General features: G+C 73.1%; 1 protein-coding gene. It reads right to left on the bottom strand.

Translation table 11 applies throughout. The annotated features are described in order from the left end of the window. Positions 1-13 precede the first annotated feature (13 nt). On the bottom strand, positions 14-24,535 hold the full coding sequence (locus EV186_RS39610; protein ID WP_208115885.1) for a type I polyketide synthase: 24,522 nt from the start codon (positions 24,533-24,535) through the stop codon (positions 14-16).

Here is a 24,535-nt window from a genome sequence, read left to right as displayed (position 1 = left end):
CATGGTCTCCGAGTCAGGAGTCGAGGGTGTCGATCGCGGTCTGGATCAGCGCGTCGACGTCCATCAGGTCGATCGAGTCCGCGTCGAGCGGATCCGCGGGTGCCGGCTCACCGAGTGCGGGCTCGGGGGCGTCGAGACCGGCCAGGCGCAGCAGCACGTCGAACACGCCCGCGTCCTTGAAGCGGGACAACGGAACCGAGTTGAGCGCGGCGCGGATGCTGGCCTCTTCCGGGTCGGCTGAAGCGTCGAGGTCGGCGAGGTCGGCGTCCGCCAGGATTTCCGCACCCAGGTAGCCGGCCAGCGCGACCGGGGTCGGGTAGTCGAAGACGAGCGCGGTGGGCAGCGGCAGCCCGGTTGCCTCGGCGAGGCGGTTGCGGACGTCGACCGCGGTCAGCGAGTCGAAGCCGCACTCGCTGAACGAGCCCGTCGGCGCGACGGCAGCCGCTCCGTCGTGGCCGAGCGCCGCGGCCGCGTGGGTGCGGACCAGGTCGACCAGGGCGCGGTCGCGGTCGGCGGCGGTCGCGGTGGCCAAGCTCCGGGCGTACTCGGTCAGCCCGTCCGGTTGCTGCTCGGCCAGCCGTTCCACCTCGGGCAGCTCGTCGAACAGGGTGCTGGGCCGGGCGAGCGTGAACACCTCGGTGAACCGCTGCCAGTCGACGTCCGCGACCGTCACGCAGCCTTCCCGCGCGTCGACCGCCTGAGCCAGCGCCGCGATGGCACGGTCGGCCGGCAGCGCCCGCAGGCCGTGGCGCCGCAGGTACTCCCCCGCGTCGCCGGCCGCCATGCCACCACCCGCCCACGGGCCCCACGCCACCGAGGTGCCGGTGCGCCCGCGGGTCCTGCGGCGCTCCACCAGGGCATCGACGGCGGCGTTGGCCGCCGCGTAGGCCGCCTGCCCACCGCTGCCCCAGATCCCGGCGATCGAAGAGAACACCACGAACGCCTCGGCGTCGGGCAGCAGCTCGTCCAAGTGCTTGGCGCCCAACACCTTCGCCGCCAGCACCGCCTGCAAACTATCGGCGTCCAGGTCGGTGATCCGGCGGTCGTCGTCCACCCCGGCCGCGTGCACGACCGCGGTCACCGGGTGCTCGACCAGGAGCGCGGCGAGCGCGTCCCGGTCGGACACGTCACACGCCACGACCGTCGCCTGAGCGCCCAGGTCGGCCAGCTCGGCCACGAGCTCGGGTGCCACCCCACGACGACTGGCCAGCACCAGCCGCGAGGCACCGCGCCCGGCCAGCCACCGCGCGACGTGGCCACCGAGCTCACCGGTGCCGCCGGTGATCAGCACCGCACCCGAGGGTGTCCACGGGGTCGTGGCCGCAGCCGCCGGGGCATGGACGAGCCTGCGGGCGCGGACGCCCTCGCCGCTGATCGCCACCTGGTCCTCGCGGCCGTCGGCGAGCACGGCGACCAGGTGTTCGCCGCCTTGTTCGGTCAGTTCGGCCGGCAGGTCGACCAGGCCACCCCAACGCTGCGGGTGCTCCAGGGCGGCCACCCGGCCGAAGCCCCACAGCGCCGCCTGATCCGGATCGGTCGTGGCGCCCCTGGTCGCGGCCCAGACCGGAGCGGTGGCGCACTCGAGCAGATCCAGCGTCGCCTCCAGGTCCAGCAGCGACACGATCCCCGACCACGCGCCCTCGACCACCGACAACGCCTCGGTGACTTCGGCACCGGCGGCTCGCAGCGCTCGCGCCACGTCCGCACCGTCGCCGAGCACCAGCCACCGCCCCGACACGACACCGGGACGGACGACGGTCGGGGTCCAGGTCACCCGGTAACGCCAGCCGTCCACAACGGACTTGGTCTGCCGCTCGCGGCGCCAGGCCGACAACGCGGGCAGCACCGTGCTCAGGCCGTTGCCGGCGTCCAGCCGCAGGGTCTGGGCGAGGTGCTCGACGTCGCTGTTGTCCACCGCCGTCCAGAACTCGGTCTCCGCCGCGTCGTGCGTGACCGCGGGCGCGGTGTCCAGCCAGTAGCGGCGGCGCTGGAACGCATAAGTCGGCAAGGCGACCCGGCGTCCGGGCACGACCAGGGCCCAGTCGACGTCGACGCCGCGCGCCCACGCGGTGCCGACGGCCCGCAGCAGCGTCTCGGCTTCGTCGCGACCGCGCCGGAGCACGGCCACCGAGCCCTCGACGTGCGCGGACAGCACCGGGTCCGGGCCGAGTTCGACGAACGTGCCGACCCCGGCATCCCGCAGTCGCTGAACGCCGTCGGCGAACCGCACGGTGTCGCAGACCTGCCGCACCCAGTACGCCGGATCGGTGACGTCACCGGGCATCGACAGCCGCGGCTCGTGGTAGGTCACCGACTCCGCGACGGCCGCGAACTCGGCCAGCATCGGTTCCATCAGCTTCGAGTGGAACGCGTGCGAGACCGTCAGCCGCTTGTGCCGCCGGTCCTTCCACAGCTCTTCGAGCCCAGCGATCTCCTCCTCGGTACCGGACACCACCAACGAGGTCGGGCTGTTGATCGCCGCGATGTCGATCCCTTGCGGCACCTCGGCTTCCGTGCCCTCGACCGCGAGCATCGCACCGCCCGAGGGCAACGCCTGCATGAGCTTTCCGCGAGCCGCCACCAAGGTGCACGCGTCGTCGAGGGACAGCACGCCGGCGACGTGCGCCGCGGCCAGCTCGCCGATCGAATGGCCGAGCAGGTGGTCCGGCGTGATCCCCCACGACTCCAGCAGCCGGAACAAGGCCACTTCCAGCGCGAACAACGCGGCTTGCGCACCGTCGGTCCGGTCCAGCAAGTCCTGGTCGTCGAAGGGAACGCGCTCGAACCGGGCGGTGATCTCCGCCAGCGCGGTCCGGAACACCGGGTACCGCTCCGCCAGCTCTTGGCCCATCCCGACCCGTTGCGACCCCTGGCCGGTGAAGAGGAACGCCAGGCCACCGGGGCTTGCCGTGCCACGCAGCACGTCCGGCGCGGACAGGTCAGCGAGGGCGTGCACGGCGTCGTCGCGGTTCGTGGCCAGGACCACCGCACGCTGCCCGAGGGCGGCCCGGGTGGTGGCCAGCGAATGCCCGATGTCCGCCAGCGCCAAGTCGCCGGTGGTGACGGCGAGCCGGTCGGCCTGGGCCTGCAGGGCGGCGGCCGACCGAGCCGACAGCACCCACGGCACCGGCAGGGTCGCAGCCACCGGAGCAGGCTTCTCGTCGACCGCCGGTGCCTGTTCGAGGATGACGTGCGCGTTGGTGCCGCTCATCCCGAACGACGACACCCCGGCGCGGCGGAGATCGTCGGATTCCCAGGGCTGTGCCTCGGTCAGCAACGACACCGCACCCGAAGTCCAGTCCACATGCGACGACGGCTCGTCAACGTGCAGCGTCCTCGGCAGCACACCATGCCGCATCGCCATGACCATCTTGATCACCCCGGCCACACCGGCCGCCGCCTGCGCATGCCCCAGGTTCGACTTCACCGACCCCAGCCACAACGGCCGGTTCCGATCCTGACCGTAGGTGGCCAGCACCGCCTGCGCCTCGATCGGGTCGCCCAGTGTGGTGCCGGTGCCGTGTGCTTCCACCGCGTCCACATCAGACGGAGCCAAGCCAGCCGACGCCAACGCGGCATGAATCACCCGCTGCTGCGACGGACCATTCGGCGCCGTCAGCCCATTCGAGGCACCGTCCTGGTTGATCGCCGAACCTCGCACGACGGCCAGCACCTCGTGACCGAGACGACGGGCGTCGGACAGCCGCTCCACCAGGAGCACCCCGACACCCTCCGACCAGCCGGTACCGTCCGCGGCGTCCGCGAACGACTTGCACCGACCGTCCGCCGCCAGCCCCCGCTGCCGACTGAACTCCGTGAAGATCCCCGGCGTCACCATCACCGTCGCACCACCGGCCAACGCCATCGAACACTCACCCGACCGCACCGCCTGCGCCGCCAAGTGCAACGCCACCAACGACGACGAACACGCCGTATCCACCGTGACTGCCGGCCCTTCGAGCCCGAAGGCGTAAGCGACCCGACCGGATGCGACGCTCGTCGCGCTCCCGGTCAGCAGGTGTCCCTCGACCTCGGCGACCGCGTCGGACGGCGGCAACCCGATGCCGTAGTTGGACGACGCCACGCCCAGGAACACCCCAGCCTGGCTGCCGCGCACCGACCGCGGGTCGATCCCCGCCCGTTCGAACACCTCCCAGGACGCCTCCAGCAGCAACCGCTGCTGCGGATCCATCGCCAGCGCCTCACGCGGCGAGATCTCGAACAGCTCGGCGTCGAACTCCCCGGCACCGGGCACGAAGCCACCCGCGCGGGCGTACGTGGTGCCGGGCCGGTTCGGGTCGTCATGCCGCAAGGCGCCGAGGTCCCAGCCCCGGTCTTCCGGGAAGTCGCCGATGGCGTCCACTTCGGACTCCACCAGCCGCCACAGGTCCTCCGGCGAGGCCACACCGCCCGGGTAACGGCAGCTCATCCCGACGATCACGATCGGGTCGTCGCCGTCGGCACGGACGGACGTCACCGCCGCACGCGCCACTGCGCCACCGAGCTGGGCCAGCAGGTGCTCGGTCAGCGCGGCCGGCGACGGGTGGTCGAACACCAGCGTCGCGGGCAGCCGCAGCCCGGTCGCGGCGGCCACCCGGTTGCGCAGCTCGACCGAGCTGAGCGAGTCGAACCCGAGTTCCTTCAACGCCTTGCCCGGTGGCACGGCGTCGGCCGACGCGTGCCCGAGCACGGCGGCGACCTCACCACACACCAGGCCGAGCAGCACGCGCCTGCGTTCCCCCTCGGGCACGGCGGCCAGCCGCTCGCCCAGCGAGGACGCGCCGGCCGGCAGCGCGGCCCGGCGCACTGGCGCGCGCACCAGCCCCCGCAGCAACGGCGGCACGTCACCGGCCGGCTTGCCGAGCCGCATGGCCACGGCATTGGCCGGCCCGGCCCGGTGCGCCAGGTCGAACAACGCCAGTCCGTCCTGTGTGGACAGCGCGGTACCCAGCCGCGACTTGTCGGCTTCGGTCAGCCCTTCGCTGAGGGTGCTCGCCTGCGCCCACAGGCCCCACGCCAGCGCCACAGCGGGCAGCCCGGCGGCGCGACGCTGATGCGCCAGCCCGTCGAGCACCGCGTTCGCCGCCGCATAGTTCGCCTGACCCGGCGTACCGAACAACGCCGACGCCGACGAATACAACGCAAACATCGCCAGATCGAGGTCCGCGGTCAGCTCATGCAAAGCCACCGCACCATCCGCCTTGGCCAGCACAGCGTCCACACGGTCCGGGTTCAACGACTCGACGATCCCGTCATCGGTCACCCCAGCCGCATGCACCACCCCGGTCAGATCCGGGATCGACGCCACCAACTCAGCCAACGCCGTCCGATCGGACACATTACACGCCACCACCCGGACATCAGCGTCCAACTCCGGTGCGGTGCCGCCGCTGCGACTGGCCAGCACCAAATGCCGAACACCATGCTGGACAACCAAATGCTCCGCCAGCAGCAAGCCCAACGTGCCAGTGCCACCGGTGATCAACACCGTGCCGTCCCGGTCCAGCGCACGCGGGATCGTGAACACGTTCTTGCCGATGTGCTTGCCCTGCCCCATGAACCGGAACGCAGACTCGGCTTCCCGCACATCCCACGCCCGCACCGGCAGTAGGTGCAGCTCGTCGGTTGCGAACAAGTCGAGCAACTCGACCAGCATCTCCTGCACCCGGTCCGGACCCGCTTCGCTCAAGTCGAAGGCCCGGTACGCCACGTCGTCCGGTGCGCGCAGGTCGGCCTTGCCCATCTCGATGAACCGGCCACTCGGGTTGAGCAGGCCCAGCGACGCGTCAATGAACTCACCGGTCAACGAGTTCAACACCAGGTCCACCGAACCGAACTTCTCGGCGAACCCCAGATCGCGGGACGAGGACAACCGCTCAGCAGGCAGCCCGGTCGCCGTCCACTTGGCCGGACTCGCCGTGCCGTACACCTCGGCACCCAGCTTCCGCGCCACCTGAACCGCCGCCATGCCCACGCCACCCGCGGCGGCATGGATGAGCACTGACTCGCCCGACCGCAACCCGGCGAGGTCGACCAACGCGTAATAGGCGGTGAGGAACACCATGGGCACCGACGCCGCATCGGTGAACGACCAGCCGGCCGGCATCGGCGCCACCAACCGCCGATCCGTCACCGCGACCGACCCGAACCCGCCCGACACCAATCCGAACACCCGGTCCCCAGGCACGAGATCCGTGACCGCGGAGCCCACCTCGACCACGACCCCGGCCGCCTCCGACCCCATGGACGCGGCCTCGGGATAGGTGCCCAGCGCGATCAGGACGTCCCGGAAGTTGACCCCCGCCGCCCGCACCTCGATCCGCACGTCGTTCGGCCGCAACGACTTCGGCGACGTCTCGACCAAGGACAGGTTCTCCATCGAACCGGCAAGCGTCCACTCGGGAGCGTCCGGCACCAGCAGAGACGCGACGCGGGCCAGGCGAGGCACGAAGACCTCGCCATCGCGCACCGCCACCTGCGGTTCGCCCAGCGCCACAACGGCCGACAGGTCACAGGAGGAGTCCGCGTCGACCAGCACGAACCGGCCGGGGTGCTCCGACTGCGCCGAGCGGATCAAGCCCCACGCCCCGGCAGCCCCAAGATCGGTCACCACATCGCCAGGACGGGCCACGACCGCACCCCGCGACACGATCACCAACGGCGCATCGTCATCGGAGGCCAACCGCTCCTGCACGATCGCCAACGCGGCATGCGCGACCTCGCGCACGGAGCCGGTCGGCAGCCGCACCACGGCCGGGTCGCCGCTGCCGGCCGGCAGGGCGGCGGGCGTCCAGTCGACGGTGAACAGGGCGTCGTCCACCCGGCGAACCAGCGCCGAGGCCACCGGTCGCAGGACGAGTGATTCGACGGCGAGGACAGGCGCGCCAGTCGCATCCCAAGCCGTCACTTGCACGGCATCCGTGCCGATCGCGCGCAGGCGCACCCGCAACAACGCGGCACCGGTCGCGTGCAGTGACACCCCCGACCAGGCGAACGGCACCAGCGCGCCGCCGCCCTCGAGCACCCCACCCGCCGCGATGGCGTGCAGTGCCGCGTCCAGCAGCGCCGGGTGCACCCCGAAGCCGTCGGCCTGGTCCGCCACGGCGACCTCGGCGAACACCTCGTCACCGGCCCGCCACACGGACCGCAGACCGCGGAACGCCGGACCGTAGTCGAGGCCGACCTCGGCTAGTCCTTCGTAAAGTCCGTCCACGGCAACAGGTTCCGCGCCGGCGGGTGGCCACACCGGATCACCCGGCTCGCCTGGCACGGCCTCGTCCACCGTGCCGGTGGCGTGCCGGGTCCACGGCGCGTCGTCGCGGTCGGGCCGGGCGTGGATCGCGACGGTGCGGTCGCCGGAGACGATCACCTGGACCTGGACGGCGCCGCGCTCCGGCAGCACCAGCGGTGCCTCGATGGTCAGCTCGGTCACCCGCGGGTAGCCCGACCGCAGGGCCAGCTCGACGAACGCGGTGCCGGGCAGCACGACCGCGCCCGTCACCACGTGGTCGGCGAGCCAAGGTTGCGTGGCCACGGACAGCCGCCCGGTCAACAGCACGCCGTCGCCGGTGGCGAGTGGCACCGGCGTGCCGAGCAGCGGTTCCCGCACGGCGGCCCAGTACCGCTCCCGCTGGAACGCATACGTCGGCAGGTCCACCGGTTGCGGCCGCCACGGACGGAACACGGCATCCCAGTCGACCCCGGTGCCCCGCACCCACGCCGAGCCCACGGCGGTGAACAGGGCGTCGGTTTCGGGGCGGCCGCCGCGCAGCGCGGGCACGCAATCCTCGACGTGAGCCGAGAGCACGGGGTCCGGACCCACTTCAAGGAACGTGGTGACGCCCAAGGCACGCAGCCGCTCGACACCGTCGGCGAACCGCACCGTGTCCCGGACCTGCCGCACCCAGTAGCCCGGATCCGTGACCGCACCGAACATCGAGATCCGCGGCTCGTGGTAGGTCAACGACTGCGCGACCGTCGCGAACTCGGCCAGCATCGGTTCCATCAGCTTCGAGTGGAACGCGTGCGAGACGGCCAACCGCTTGACCCGGCGGCCTTCGCCACGCCAGCCGAGCTCCAGCGCCTCGATCTCGTCCGAGGTCCCGGACACGACGAGGGAGGTCGGGCTGTTGACCGCCGCGATGTCGATGCCTTCGGGCACATCGGCTTCCGTGCCCTCGACGGCAAGCATGGCGCCACCCGACGGCAACGCCTGCATCAGGCGACCCCGAGCAGCAACCAACGCGCACGCGTCATCCAGCGACAGCACGCCCGCGACGTGGGCGGCCGCGAGCTCGCCGATCGAGTGGCCCAGCAGGTGATCCGGCGTGACGCCCCACGATTCCAGCAACCGGAACAACGCCACTTCCAAGGCGAACAACCCGGTCTGGGCGTACAGCGTCTGGTCAAGCGGGGTCTGGCCGAGCGACTCGGGGGCTTCGAGCACCACGCGCTTGACCGGTTCGGCCAGCTCGGCGTCGAACCGGGCGCAGACGGCGTCGAAGGCGTCCGCGAACACCGGGAAGACGTCGTACAGCTCGCGTCCCATGCCGGCCCGCTGCGCGCCCTGCCCGGTGAACAGGAATGCCGTGCCGCCCTCGACCACCGAACCCTGCACCTTGGTGTCACCCAGCAGCACCGCGCGGTGCTCCAGCGCGGCCCGGCCCGTGGCGAGCGAGTGCGCGACATCCACCGGCCGACCGCCCACTGACCGGACCCGCTCGACCTGAGCCGACAACGCAGTCGCCGACTGAGCCGACACCACCAGCGGGAACGTCCCGTCCGCGACCGGCACGTCCACCGGTTCCACGGCCGGCGCCTGCTCGAGGATCGCGTGCGCGTTGGTTCCGCTCATCCCGAACGACGACACCCCGGCGCGGCGCGGTCGCGCCGACGGCCACGGCCGGGCCTCGGCCAGCAGCGACACCGCGCCGGATGCCCAGTCCACATGGGACGACGGCACGTCGGAGTGCAGGGTCGCGGGCAACGTCTCGTGCCGCATCGCCATGACCATCTTGATCACCCCGGCGACCCCGGCCGCCGCCTGCGTGTGCCCGAGGTTCGACTTGACCGACCCCAGCCACAGCGGGCGGTCCCGGTCCTGCCCGTAGGTCGCCAGCAACGCCTCGGCCTCGATCGGATCGCCCAGCGTCGTCCCGGTGCCGTGCGCCTCCACGACGTCCACATCGGACGGTGCGAGCCGGGCGTCGGTCAGGGCGGCGCGGATGACCCGTTGCTGTGCCGGTCCGTTCGGCGCGGTCAGGCCGTTGGACGCGCCGTCCTGGTTGACCGCCGTGCCCCGCACGACCGCGAGCACGCGCCGGCCGTGGCGCACCGCGTCGGACAACCGTTCCACCAGCAGCACGCCGACGCCCTCGGACCACGCCGTGCCGTCCGCGGAGTCGGCGAACGCCTTGCACCGGCCGTCCGCGGCCAGCCCGCGCTGGCGGCTGAACTCCACGAACGCCCCCGGCGTCGCCATCACCGTCACCCCGCTGGCCACCGCCAGCGAGCACTCACCGGAACGCAACGCCCGCACGGCCAGGTGCAGTGCGACGAGCGAGGACGAGCACGCGGTGTCGACGGTCATCGCGGGCCCTTCGAGCCCGAACGCGTACGCCACCCGGCCCGACAGCACGCTCGCGGCGGCACCGGTGGCGACATGACCTTCCCGTGCGTCGGACGCGACCACGGTCAGCCGGGCGTAGTCCTGCCCGTTGGTGCCCGCGAACACGCCGGTGTCGCTGCCCCGCAAGGACTTCGGGTCGATCCCGGCCCGTTCGAACACCTCCCACGACGCCTCCAGCAGCAATCGCTGCTGCGGATCCATGGCCACCGCCTCGCGCGGCGAGACCCCGAACAACCCGGCGTCGAACTCCGCGACGCCGTCGAGGAACCCGCCCTCGCGGGCGTAGGACGTGCCGACCGCGTCCGGGTCGTCGTCGAACAGCCCGTCGAGGTCCCAGCCGCGATCGACCGGGAACGGACCCATCGCGTCACCACCCGTGGACACCAAGTCCCACAAGGCTTCCGGCGACGTGACCCCGCCCGGGTAGCGGCAGCTCATGCCCACGATGGCGATCGGCTCGTCGAGCGCGAGATTGGTCGTCTCGATCTCAGTGGTGGTCTCGGTTCCGGCGAGGCGGGCGGCCAGGTGGTCGGCCAGCGCGGTCGCGTTGGGATGGTCGAAGACCACCCCGGCGGGCAGCGCGATCCCGGTCGCGGCGACCAGGCGGTCCCGCAGTTCGACCGCGGTCAGCGAGTCGAACCCGAGATCGCGGAACGGCCGGTCGGCGGCCACCGGGTCCTCGTGACCGAGCACGGTCGCGGCCTCGGCCCTGACCTCGGCCCGAACCACCCGCACCTGCTCGGCCGACGGCAGCCCGGCCAGCCGGGCGACCAGCGGTGGCACCTCATCCCCAGCCGGTGCGACCGAGGGGAGGTCCGCGAGCAGTTCGGTGAGCAGCGGGCTGGGCCTGCCGGTGGTGAACGTGGCCGCGAACCGGCTCCAGTCCACGTCGGCCACGACCACACAGGTCTCGTCGTGGTCGACGGCGGACCCGAGGGCCGCGATCGCCGGCGCCGGGTCCATGCCGGTCAGGCCGCGACGGCGGAAGTGCTCCTCGGCGCCGGCGGTGTCCACGAGCATGCCGGTGCCCGCCCACGGACCCCAGGCCACGGACGTCGCGGCCTGCCCGCGCGCCCGTCGCGCCTCGGCCAGGGCGTCGAGCCCGGCGTTCGCGGCGGCGTAGGCGCCTTGCCCGCCACTGCCCCACACCCCGGCGATCGACGAGAACAGCACGAACGCCTCGGCGTCCGGCAGCAAGGCATCGAGGTTGACCGCGCCGGTCAGCTTGGCCGCCAGCGCATCGGTGTAGTCGGCGCTGGTCAGCTCGTCGAGGGGCGCGGGCCGGTCGAGACCGGCCGTGTGCACCACGGCGGTGACCGGGTGCTCGGCCAGCACGGTGGCCAGGGCGTCCCGGTCGGCGACGTCACAGGCCACGACGACCGCCGCCGTGCCCAGCTCCGCCAGTTCGGCCACGAGTTCGGCGGCCCCCGGCGCGTCCGGACCACGACGGCTCGCCAGCACCAGGTTCCGGGCGCCGCGCCCGGCCAGCCAGCGCGCGACGTGCGTGCCGAGCGCACCGGTGCCCCCGGTGATCAGCACCGGCCCGGACGGCGTCCACTGGGGCACCGCAGCGTCGGACTGCGGCGCTCGCCGCACCCGGCGCGCGAACACACCCGAACCGCGCACCGCCACCTGGTCGTCGGCACCGCTGAGCACGGCGACGAGCCGCGCGGCCGCCCGGTCGTCCACCACGGCGGGCAGGTCGATCACGCCACCCCACCGGTCCGGGTGTTCGAGTGCCGCGACCCGGCCCAGGCCCCACACCGGAGCCTGCGTGGCGTCGCGCAACGGGTCCGAGCGACCCACGGAGACCGCACTCCGGGTGACGCACCAGATCGGGGCGCCGAGGTCGGCCCGCAGCAGCGTCAGGAGGTCGAGCGCCGGCACCGCCGCCAGCACGCCCGCGTAGTCCCCGGCCGGGATCGCGTCGACGGATTCGGCCACCACGACAGGGGTGCCAAGGGCCTGCCGGACGTCCTCGTCGCACCCGATCGCCAGCCAGGTCCCGGACAGCGACGCCGGTGCGGTGGGCACCGGCTGCCACCGGACGCGGTATCGCCACTGGTCCACAGTGGACTGCTCGTGCCGGGTGCGGCGCCAGGCGGCCAAGGCCGGGAGCACGGCGTCCAGGCTGTCCGGGGTGGTCCTCAGGAGCCGGGTCAGCGAGTCGGCGTCGCCGGCCTCCACCGCCGACCAGAACCGGGCTTCGGCGGAGTCGGGCGCCGTCACGGCCGGCTCGGGCTCGATCCAGTACCGCTTGCGCTGGAACGGATAGGTGGGCAGGTCGACCCGGCGACCGCCGGCGACCAGCGGCGCCCAGTCCACCTCGACGCCGCGCACGTAGGCCGCGGCAACCGCGTCGAGCAGGGTCCGCGCCTCGGGCCGTCCGCTGCGCTGCACCGGGATCGCCGGGATGTCCGCGCTCTGCCGGGCCATGGCCGTGAGCACGCCGTCCGGGCCCAACTCGAGCATCGTGGTCACGCCCGCGTCGCGCAGGGTGGTCACGCCGTCGGCGAACCGGACCGCGGCCCGGACGTGGCGGACCCAGTAGTCGGCGGTGGTGATCTCGTCCTGGTCGACGAGCGCACCGGACACGTTGGACACCAGCGGCACCGTCGGCGCCCGTAGCGCCAACGCGGCCACGACCGCCGCGAACTCGGCCAGCATGGCGTCCATGTGCGGTGAGTGGAACGCGTGCGAGACCCGCAGCCGCCGGGCCTTGCGGCCGGCTTCGCGGCAGCCGATCTCCAGCTCGACGATCACGTCCTCGTCGCCGGACACGACCACCGAGTTGGGCCCGTTCACCGCGGCCGTGCTGACCGCGTCCTCGTGCCCGGCCAGCAGTTGGGCGATCTCCTGCTCGCTGATCTCGATCGCCAGCATCGCTCCGCCGGCGGGCAGCGCCTGCATCAGCCGTCCCCGCGCGGAGACCAGCGTGCACGCGTCGTCGAGGCTCAGCACGCCCGCGACGTGCGCGGCGGCGACCTCGCCGATCGAGTGGCCGAGCACGACGTCCGGCCGTACGCCCCACGACTCCAGCAACCGGAACAACGCGACCTCGACGGCGAACAACCCTGCCTGGGTGTAGGCGGTCCGGTCCAGCAGTTCGGCGTCCGACGACCCGGCGTCGGCGAACAGCACCGTCCGCAGTGGACGGCCGAGGTCGGGGTCGAGGCGGGCGCAGATGGCGTCGAGCGCGTCGGCGAAGACCGGGAACGTCTCGTACAACTCGCGGCCCATCCCGGCTCGCTGGGCGCCCTGCCCGGCGAACAGGAACGCCACGCGGCCCGGTGCTGCGACGCCTTGGTGGACGTCCGGACCGGCGAGCGTGGCCACCGATGCGACGTCGAACACCACGGCCCGGTGCTCGAGCGCCGCGCGCCCGTGGATCAGCGAGTAGGCCACGTCCAACGACCGTTGTCCGGTCAGTGCGGCGCCGACGTGGTCGGCCTGCGCCCGCAGGGCTTCGGCCGAGCGGGCTGACAACACCAACGGCACTTCGATGCGCAGTTCCGGTTCCGGTTCCGGCGCCGGTGCGGGCGCTGGCTCGGCCGCCTCGAGGACGACGTGCGCGTTCGTGCCGCTGATCCCGAACGACGACACCCCCGCCCGGCGGAGCCGGTCGTGACCCCAGTCCTGGTTTTCCGTGAGCAGGGAGACCGCACCGGAGGACCAGTCGACGTGCGGGGTCGGCTCCTCGGCGTGCAGGGTGCGGGGCAGCACGCCGTGCCGCAACGCCTGCACCATCTTGATCACGCCGGTCAGCCCGGACGCGGCCTGGGTGTGCCCGAGGTTGGACTTCACCGAACCCAGCCACAACGGCCGCTCGCGGCCCTGGCCGTAGGTCGCCAGCAATGCCGTCGCCTCGATCGGGTCACCCAGCGCGGTGCCCGTGCCGTGCGCCTCCACAGCGTCCACATCGGACGGTGTGAGGCCAGCGTCGGCCAGTGCGTCCCGGATCACCCGCTGCTGCGCGGGACCGTTGGGCGCGGTGAGCCCGTTCGACGCGCCGTCGGCGTTGACCGCGGTGCCGCGGACCACGGCCAGCACCTCGTGGCCGTTGCGGCGGGCGTCGGACAGCCGCTCCACGAGCAGCACGGCGACGCCTTCCGACCAGCCGGTGCCGTCGGCGCCCGCACCGAACGCCTTGCACCGTCCGTCGGCGGCGAGCCCGCCCTGCCGGCCGAACTCCGCGAACGCCACCGGCGTCGCCAGCACCGCGACCCCGCCCGCGAGGGCGAGGTCGCATTCGCCGTCGCGCAGCGACTTGGCCGCGAGGTGCAGGGCGACCAGCGAGGACGAGCATGCGGTGTCGACCGTGAGCACCGGGCCTTCCAGCCCGAAGGTGTAGGCGAGCCGGCCCGAGATCACGCTGTTCGCGCTGCCGGTGAGCAGGTGCCCGGCCAGGTCCTCGGGCGGGCGGGACAGGTTGCCGTAGCCGGAGTTCGACGCCCCGACGAACACCCCGGTCCGGCTGCCGCGCACGGAGTGCGGGTCGATCCCGGCCTGCTCGAACGCCGTCCAGCCGGACTCCAGCAGCAGCCGCTGCTGCGGGTCCATCGCGGCGGCCTCCCGCGGCGAGATGCCGAACAGCTCGGCGTCGAACTCGGTGGCGTCGTCGAGGAAGCCGCCGAGCCGGGCGATGGCACCGTCCATCCAGGAGGTGTCCCAGCCGCGGTCGGCCGGGAAGGCGCCGATCGCGTCCGTGCCGGTGACGACCAGCTGCCACAAGTCGTCCGGGCTGGACACCCCACCGGGCAGCCGGCAGCTCATCCCGACGATTGCAATGGGGTCGTCGTGCCGGGCCGTGACCAGGGCGTCCTGCGGGAGGGTGCCGACGAGCTCGGCGGCGAGGTGCTCGGTGAGCGCGGCCGCGTTCGGGTAGTCGAACACCGCGGTCGTCGCCACGTCGAGGCCGGTCGCGCGGGCGAGCCGGTTGCGCAGGTCGACCGCGGTCAGCGAGTCGAACCCGAGGTCGGCGAACGACGTCGTGGCGCCGAAGGCCTGGTGGTCGGCATGGCCGAGCACGGCGGCCACGCCGCGGCGAACCATGTCGGAGAGCTCACGGGTGCGATCGGCGGGTGACAGCGCGGCCAGGCGCGTACGCGCGGGTGACTCGTCGGCCTCGACGCGGGCCGGGATCAGGTCGGTGAACAGACCGCTGGGCCGGGCGGAGGTGAAGGCGTCGGTGAACCGGGTCCAGTCGACGTCGGCCACGGTCACGCAGGTCTCGCCGGCCTCCAGGGCGCTAGCGAGCGCGGTGATCGCCAGGTCCGGCGCCATCGCCCGCAAACCCCGGCGCCGCAAGTACTCCGCGGCCTCGCCGGCGGCCATGCCGCCCTCGGCCCACGGACCCCAGTCGAGCGCCGTCCCGATCCGGCCCGCACTCCGACGCCGGGTCACCAGCGCGTCGAGGTAGGCGTTGGCCGCGGCGTAGGCGGCCTGCCCGGCACTGCCCCACACCCCGGCGATGGACGAGAACACCACGAACGCCTCGGCGTCGGGCAGCAGTTCGTCCAGGTGGCGCGCGCCCAGCACCTTGGCGCGCAACACTTCGTCGAGCCCGTCCGCGTCGAGCTCCGCGATGCGTGCGGGCCGGTCCACCCCGGCCGCGTGGACGACGGCGGTCACGGGGTGCTCGGCCAGCACCGCGGCCAAGTCGTCTCGATCTGACACGTCACACGCGACGACCGTGGTCTTGGCCCCCATGCCCGCCAGCTCGTCGACCAGCTCCGGCGCGGCCACGCCGCGCCGGCTCACCAGCACCAGCCGGGACACGCCGCGCCCCGCCAGCCACCGAGCGACGTGGGCGCCGAGCGCCCCCGTGCCACCGGTCACCAGCACCGCACCCGAGGTGGTCCACGGCGTTCCGGCGACGGGGGCCGCCCGGCGCAGCCTGCGTTCGTGGATCCCGCTGGCACGCACCGCGACCTGGTCGTGCGCGCCGGCCAGCACGCTGACGAACCGTGCCGCCGCACGGTCGTCGAGCCGCGCGGGCAGATCGACCAGACCGCCCCACCGCTCGGGGTGCTCCAGGGCGGCGACCCGGCCGAGGCCCCACACCATCGCCTGATCGGGGTCGGGAGCCGGGTCGGAGCGGCCGATGGCGACCGCGCCACGCGTGACGCACCAGACCGGCGCCGTCGCGGACTTGACCACGTCCAGCGAGGCCTCGACGTCGAGCGCCGACACGACGCCCGCCCAGTCGCCGTCGAGGACGGAATCCGACTCGACGACTTCGGCCCCAGCGTCCCGCAACGCCTGCGCGACGTCGGCACCAGCACCCAGCACCAGCCAGGCTCCGGACAATGTTGCCCGGTCGAGGGTGATGGGTGTCCAGGCCACCTGGTACCGCCAGCTGTCCACAACGGACTTGGCACGACGCTGCTTGCGCCACGCGGACAAGGCGGGCACGACGCCGGTCAGGCCGTCGGACGGCACCTGCAGCGTTCCCGCCACCGACTCGACGTCACCGGACTCGACGGCGGCCCAGAAGCCTTCCTCGGCCGGGTCGGCGTCGGCGGCCGGACGCGCGGGCGCCAGCCAGAACCGTTCCCGCTGGAACGCATACGTCGGCAAGTCGACGACCCGACCCGGCACGACCCGCGCCCAGTCGACCTCGACCCCCCGGACCCACACCTCGCTGACGGCGGTGAACAGCGTCGACACCTCGTCGCGGCCGCGGCGCAGCGTGGCGGCGGCGTTCTCGACGTGGGCGCTGAGCGCGGCGTCCGGTCCCAGCTCGACCCAGTTCGTCACGCCCTCGTCGCGAAGCCGCTGGACGCCGTCGGCGAAGCGGACCGTCTCGCGGACCTGGCGCACCCAGTACTCCGGGTCGGTCACGTCGCCGGCGATGAGCGTGAGCCGCGGCTGGTGGTAGGTCAGCGACCGCGCGACCGCCCCGAACTCGGCCAGCATCGGCTCCATCAACCGCGAGTGGAACGCACGGTAGACCGTCAGCCGCTTGGTCCGCCGGTCCTGCCACAGCTCTTCGAGTCCAGCGATCTCCTCCTCGGTACCCGACACCACCAACGAGGTAGGGCTGTTGATCGCCGCGATGTCCAGACCGTCGGGCACGTCCGCTTCGGTCGCGTCGGCGGCGAGCATCGCGCCACCCGGCGGCAACGCCTGCATCAACCGGCCGCGTGCCGCCACCAGGGTGCAGGCGTCGTCGAGCGACAACACCCCCGCGACGTGCGCGGCGGCGAGCTCACCGATCGAATGCCCGAGCAGGAAGTCCGGGGTGATGCCCCAGGACTCGAGCAGCCGGAACAACGCCACCTCGAGCGCGAAGATCGCTGCTTGCGCACCCTCGGTCTGGTTCAGCAGTTCTTCGTCGTCGAACGGGATCCGGTCGAACCGCGCCGCGATCTCGTCCACTGTGGACGCGTAGACCGGGAACCGCTCGTACAGCGCCCGGCCCATGCCGACGCGCTGTGCACCCTGACCGGTGAACAGGAACGCCAGGCGCCCAGGGGCGGCAGTGCCCTCGATCAGGTCCGCACCCAGCACGACCGCCCGGTGCTCCAACGCGGCGCGCGTGGTGGCGAGCGAGTACGCGACGTCCACCGAGCCGGGCAGCTCGCGCACCTGGTCCACCTGCGCACGCAAGGCCGCCGCCGACCGGGCCGAGACCACCAGCGGCACCGAGCCGGTCGTGGTCTCGGGCTCCGGAGTGGACGGTGCCGGGAACTCCTCGATGATCAGGTGCACGTTGGTGCCGCTGACCCCGAACGACGACACCCCGGCCCGGCGCGGCCCGTCCGAAGTCCACGGTCGCGCCTCGGTCAGCAGCGACACCGCACCCGACGACCAGTCCACATGCGACGACGGCTCGTCAACGTGCAGCGTCCTGGGCAGCACACCGTGCCGCATCGCCATGACCATCTTGATCACGCCGGCGACGCCGGCCGCGGCTTGGGCGTGGCCCAGGTTGGACTTCACCGACCCCAGCCACAGCGGGCGGTCCCGGTCCTGGCCGTAGGTCGCGAGCAGAGCCTGCGCTTCGATCGGGTCGCCCAAGGTGGTGCCGGTGCCGTGGGCCTCGACGACGTCCACATCGGACGGACGCAAACCCGCCGAGCCGAGCGCCTGGCGGATCACCCGCTGCTGGGACGGGCCGTTCGGCGCCGTCAGGCCATTCGAGGCGCCGTCCTGGTTGACCGCCGAGCCGCGCACGACCGCGAGCACCCGGTGACCGGACCGCACCGCGTCGGACAGCCGCTCCACCAGCAGCATCCCGACGCCCTCGGACCACCCGGTGCCGTCCGCGGCGTCCGCGAACGACTTGCACCGGCCATCCGCCGCCAGCCCCCGCTGACGGCTGAACTCGGTGAAGATCCCCGGGGTGACCATCACCGTCGCGCCACCGGCCAACGCCATGGAGCACTCGCCGGATCGCACCGCCTGCGCCGCCAAGTGCAACGCCACCAACGACGACGAACACGCCGTGTCCACCGTCACCGCCGGACCCTCGAGCCCGAAGGCGTAGGCGATCCGGCCGGACGCGACGCTGGTCGAACTGCCGGTGAGGAAGTGCCCTTCGACGCCTTCGGGCAACCGGATCCCGGCCCCGTAGCCGGAGGCGGCGACGCCGACGAACACCCCGGCCTGGCTGCCCCGCACCGACCGTGGGTCGATCCCCGCCCGTTCGAACACCTCCCACGAGGCCTCCAGCAGCAACCGCTGCTGCGGATCCATCGCCAGCGCCTCACGCGGCGAGATCCCGAACAAGGCGGCGTCGAACTCGGCGGCATCGCGCAGGAAGCCGCCGTCGCGGGCGTAACTGGTGCCGGGCCGGTCCGGATCGGGGTCGTAGAGCGAGCCGAGGTCCCAGCCGCGGTCGGCCGGGAACTCGCCCACGACGTCCACTTCGGACTCGACCAGCCGCCACAGGTCTTCCGGGGAGTCGACCCCACCGGGGTAGCGGCAGCTCATCCCGACGATCGCGATCAGGTCGTCGTCGGTGCCGGCCGACGGCAACGCCACCGACACCGTGGTCTCGGCACCGATCAGTTCCCCGCGCAGGTACTCGGCCAGCGCGGCCGGCGAGGGGTGGTCGAACACCAGCGTCGCGGGCAGCCGCAGGCCGGTGGCGGCGTTCATCCGGTTGCGCAGCTCGACCGACGTGAGCGAGTCGAAACCCAGATCCTTGAACGTCTTCGTCGCCTCGACCGTGTCGGCCGAGGAGTACCCGAGCGCGGCGGCGACCTCCGTGCACACCAGCCCGATGAGCAGCCGGTCGCGCTCGGCCGCCGGCAGCGCGGTCAGGCGCTGAGCCAGCGGTGTCGCGCCGGTGGCGGTATCCGCGCGCCGCAACGGCGCGCGCACGAGACCACGCAGCAAGGCGGGCAGCGGCGTCCGGTTGCGCAGGGAGGCGAGGTCGAGCCGCATCGGCACGGCGTGCCCGAGCCCAGTGGACAGGGCCGCGTCGAACAACGCGGTGCCCTGCTCGGCGGACAGCGTGCCACCGATGCGGGCGAGGTCGGCCCGGTTCAGGCCGGCGCTGATGGCGCTGGTCTGCGTCCACAGCCCCCAGCCCAGCGACGAGGCGGGCAGGCCGAGCGCGCGGCGCCGCGACGCGAGCCCGTCGAGGACCGCGTTGGCGGCGGCGTAGTTGGCTTGCCCGGGCGAGCCGAACGTGGCCGCGGCCGAGGAGTAGAGCACGAACCAGGCGAGGTCCAGGCCCGCCGTCAGCTCGTGCAGCACGAGCGCGCCGTCGGCCTTCGGAGCGAGCACGGCGTCGATCCGGTCCGGGGTCAGCGATTCGACGACACCGTCGTCGGCGATCCCGGCCGCGTGCACGACACCGGTCAGGTTCGGGATCGAGGCCAGCAGGTCGGCGACCGCGGCCCGGTCGGTCAGGTCGCAGCCGACGACCCGGATGTCGGCGTCCAGCTCCGGGACCAGGCCTCCGCTGCGACCGGCGAGGACCAGGTGCCGGATGCCGTGGTGGGCCACGAGGTGGCGGGCCAGCAAACCGCCCAGCACGCCGGTACCGCCGGTGATCAGCACCGTGCCGTCCGGGTCGGGCCGGCGCGGGATGGTGACGACGTTCTTGCCGATGTGCCTGCCCTGGCCGAGGAACCGGAACGCGGTGACGGCCTCGCGCACGTCCCACGCTCGCACCGGCAACGGCCGCAGCACGCCGCGCGCGAACAGATCCAGCACCGCCAGCAGCATCTCCTGGATGCGGTCGGGACCGGCCTCGCTGAGGTCGAACGCCCGGTAAGCCACGTCCCGCGGCTCGCGGAGATCGGCCTTGCCCATCTCGATGAAGCGGCCGCCCTCGTTCAGCAGCCCGAGGGAGGCGTCGATGAACTCCCCGGTCAGCGAGTTCAGCACGACGTCGACGCCGTGGTCGCGGAACTGATCCGCGAAGTGCAGGTCGCGGGAGGACGCCAGCCGCTCCAGCGGGACGCCCAGCTCCCGCACCGCGGCCCACTTGCCGACGCCGGCGGTGGCCAGCACGTCGGCGCCGAGGTGCCGGGCCAGCTGCACGGCGGCCATGCCCACGCCGCCGGCGGCCGCGTGGATCAGCACCGTCTCGCCGGACTTCAGCCGCGCCAGGTCCACCAGCGCGTAGTACGCGGTCAGGAAGACCATCGGCACGGCGGCGGCGTCCACAAAGGACCAGCCGGGCGGGATCGGCGCGACGAACCGCCGATCGGTGACCGCGACCGGCCCGAACGCGCCGGCGAACAGGCCGAAGACCCGGTCGCCCGGCGCGAGGTCGGTGACGTCCGCGCCGACCTCCAGGACCACGCCGGCCGCCTCGGAGCCCATCAGCGCGGCCTCGGGGTACGTGCCGAGCGCGATCAGCACGTCGCGGAAGTTCACACCCGCGGCCCGCACGGCGACCCGGAGCTGCCCTGCTCCCAGCTGTTCCGGAGTCGTTTCGCGCAGGGCCAGGTGGTCGAGCGTGCCGTCGCCCTCGGCGTCCAGCCGCCAGTGCGGCGCGTCCGGCACGGGCAGCGTGCCCACGGCCGACGCACGAACCAGGCGGGGCACCAGGACCTCGTCGCCGCGGATCGCGACCTGCGGTTCGTCCAGCGCGAGCACCGACGCCAGCACGCCCAGCGACGCCTCTTCGTCCACGTCGACCAGCACGAACCGGCCGGGGTGCTCCGACTGGGCCGAGCGCACCAGGCCCCACGCGCCGGCCGCGGCCAGGTCGGTGACGACGTCACCCGGACCGGCGGCCACGGCGCCCCGGGACAGGATCACCAGCCGGGCACCGGCGAACCGCTCGTCGGCGAGCCACGCCTGCACGACCGCCAGCACGTGGTGCGCGGTGTCCCGCACCGGCCCGGACTCGGTGATCCACTCGACGACCACCGCGTCGGTACCGTCGAGTTCCCCGCGCTCGGCCAGTTCGTCGAACCGGTGCACCGGCAGCTCCGGGGCGTCCACAAGGGACACCGGCGTCCACTCGACGGCGAACAACGAGTCGTCGCCGCCGCGGTCCAGTTGCGCCGCGTTCACCGGGCGCAGCACGAGCGAGTCGACCGCGGCGACCGCCGCACCGGTGCCGTCGGCCAGCTGCAGGGCGTGCCCGGATGCGGTCGGCGTGAGCCGCACGCGAAGCATCGACGCGCCCGTGGCGTACAGCGAAACCCCGGTCCAGGCGAACGGCAGCCCGGCCGTGCCGGGTTCGAGCCCGGTCGGGTGCAGTGCCGCGTCGAGCAAGGCGGGGTGCACGCCGAACCGTCCGGCGTCGCGCCGGGCCGGCTCCGGCAACTCGACCTCGGCGTAGAGGTCATCACCGCGTCGCCAGAGCGCGCGCAGCCCGCGAAAGACCGGCCCGTAGCCGAAACCCGCGCCGGCCGAGGTGTCGTAGCAGCCGTCCAGGTCGACCGGCTCGGCGCCGGGCGGTGGCCACTGGGCGAGGTCGAACCCCGCCGCCGGGACGTCCTCGGTGAGCAGCCCTTCGGCGTGGCACACCCACTCGGCGGTGGGATCCTCGGGCCGGGCGTGGATCGTCACGGCACGCGCCGCGTCGACCGTCACCTGCAGCTGTACAGCACCGCGCTCGGGCAACACCAGGGGCGTGTGCACGGTCAGCTCGGCCAGCCCCCGGCAGCCGAGCTGGTCGCCCGCGCGCAGCGCCAGCTCCACGAATGCCGTGCCCGGTACGAGCGTGCGGCCCATGATCCGGTGCTCAGCCAGCCACGGGTGGGTGGTCGTGGACAGCGTGCCGGTCAGCAGGACGCCGTCGGCCGCGGCCAGGGACACGGCGGCCCCGAGCAGCGGGTGATCGGCCGCGCCCAGACCAGCGGCGGCGAGGTTGCTCGCACCGATCCGGGCGTCCGGCCAGTACGCCCGGCGCGCGAACGGGTAGGTGGGCAGGTCGACGCGGCGTCCCCCGTACGGGGCGAGCATGCCCGCCCAGTCGACGGTTCCACCCCGCACAAAGGTGGTGGCGACCGCGCGCAGCGCCGTCTCGTTCTCGTCGCGGCCCACGCGCAACATCGGCACGCCGTCCTCGACGAGCGCGGACAGCACGCCCGAACCGAGTTCGAGGTAGCGGGTGACGCCGGCGCCCCGCAAGGTCGCGACGCCGTCGGCGAACCGCACGGCCGCACGCACCTGACCGACCCAGTACGCGGGCGAAGTGAGCTCGTGCTCCACAGTGGACGCCGCGGGCACGACCGGGATCGTCGGCTGCCGGTAGGTCAGGGATTGCGCGACGGTGGCGAACTCGGCCAGCATCGGTTCCACCAGCCGCGAGTGGAACGCGTGCGAGACGACGAGCCGCTTGACCTTGCGACCCTCGGCCTGCCACGCCGCCGCCAGCGCGTCGAGCTCGGCTTCGGCACCGGAGACGACGATCGACGTCGGACCGTTGATCGCGGCGATGTCCACGCCCGCGGGGATGTCCGCCTCGGTGGCCTCGACGGCCAGCATCGCCCCGCCCGGCGGCAAAGCCTGCATCAACCGCCCGCGCGCCTCGACCAGGGTGCAGGCGTCCGCGAGCGACAGGATCCCGGCGACGTGCGCGGCGGCGACCTCGCCGATGGAGTGACCCAGGAGGTGGTCGGGTCGCACGCCCCACGACTCCAGCAACCGGAACAACGCCACTTCCAGGGTGAACAACGCGGCCTGGGTGTAGCGGGTCTGGTCGAGCAGGTCCGACGCCTCGAACATCACGGTGCGCAGCGGCACGTCCAGCGCGGGATCGAGGTGGGCGCAGACGGCGTCCACGGCTTCGGCGAACACCGGCCACGACGCGTACAGCTCGCGCCCCACGCCGGTCCGCTGGCCGCCTTGGCCGGTGAACAGGAACGCCTGCTTGCCCGGGCCGGCGACGCCATCCACCCGGTGTTCGCCCAGCAGCACCGCGCGGTGCTCCAGCGCGGCCCGGCCGGTGGCCAGCGAGTGCGCCACGTCGACGAGTGCCTGCCCGTCCAGGAACGCGTGCAGCCGCTCCACCTGCCGTTCCAGGCCGTCGGCGGTCCGCGCGGAGACCACGAGCGGCATCACCGGCGGCGCGGTCCGCTCCGCCGGGATCGCTTCGACGGCCGGTGCCTGTTCGAGGATGGTGTGGGCGTTGGTGCCGCTGACGCCGAACGACGACACCGCCGCTCGCCGCGGCCGATCGGCCACCGGCCACGGCCGGTTCTCGGTCACCACCGACACCGTGCCCGCCGACCAGTCGATGTGCGGCGAGGGCTCGTCGGCGTGCAGGGTGCGCGGCAACACGCCGTGCCGCATGGCCTGCACCATCTTGATCACGCCGGCGATCCCGGCGGCGGCCTGGGTGTGGCCGAGGTTGGACTTGACGGAGCCGATCCACAGTGGACGTTCCGGGTCGTGGTGGCGGCCGTAGGTGGCGATGAGCGCGCCGGCCTCGATCGGGTCGCCGAGCGCCGTGCCGGTGCCGTGGGCCTCCACGGCGTCCACATCGGACAGCGCGAGCCGCGCGTCGGCAAGGGCGTCGCGGATGACCCGCTGCTGCGACGGGCCGTTCGGCGCTGTCAGACCATTGGACGCACCGTCGGAGTTGATCGCCGTGCCGCGCACGACCGCGAGCACCTCGTGACCGTTGCGCACGGCATCGGACAGCCGCTCGACCAGCAGCACGCCGACACCCTCACCCCAGCCGGTGCCGTCGGCGCCCGCGCCGAACGCCTTGCACCGCCCGTCCGGGGCCAACCCGCGCTGACGACTGAACTCGACGAAGGCCGTCGGCGTCGACATCACGGTGACACCGCCGGCCATCGCCAGCGTGCAGTCGCCCTTGCGCAGCGCCTGCACGGCCAGGTGCAACGCGACCAGCGCGGACGAGCAGGCCGTGTCGACGGTGATCGTGGGGCCTTCGAAGCCGAAGGCGTAGGCGATCCGGCCGGACAGCACGCTCGCGACGCTGCCGGTGCCGAGGTAGCCGTCGGAGACCTCGGGGTTGGCCAGCATCAGGTGGGCGTAGTCCTGGCCGTTGGTGCCGGCGAACACGCCGGTCCTGCTGCCCCGCAACGACATCGGGTCGATGCCCGCGCGCTCGAGCGCCTCCCAGCTCGCCTGCAGCAACAGCCGCTGCTGCGGGTCCATGGCCAGGGCCTCACGCGGCGAGATGCCGAACAGTTCGGCGTCGAACTCGGCGACACCCTCGAGGAACCCGCCGGTGCGGCCGTAAGAGGTACCAGGCTTGTCCGGGTCGTCGTCGAAGAGCGTGGCGAGGTCCCAGCCGCGGTCGGCCGGGAACTCGCCGACCGCGTCCGTCCCCGACTCGACCAGCCGCCACAGCTCGTCGGGATCGCTCACCCCGCCGGGAAACCGGCAGCTCATCCCGATGATCGCGACCGGCTCGGCGGCCCGCTCGTCCAGTTCGCTCAGCCGGGCCTTGGCCTGCCGCAGCTCGCCGGTCACCCACCGGAGGTTCTCGAGCAGCTTCTCGTCGTTGCCGGCCAT

This window comes from Labedaea rhizosphaerae, from assembly GCF_004362825.1.
Taxonomy (GTDB): Bacteria; Actinomycetota; Actinomycetes; order Mycobacteriales; family Pseudonocardiaceae; genus Labedaea; species Labedaea rhizosphaerae.
This window is presented reverse-complemented; position numbering and strand designations above follow the sequence as displayed.

What these genes read in the sequence shown, in the direction of transcription:
- EV186_RS39610 (WP_208115885.1), bottom strand. Translation starts at nt 24,535, where the DNA reads ATGGCCGGCAACGACGAGAAGCTGCTCGAGAACCTCCGGTGGGTGACC.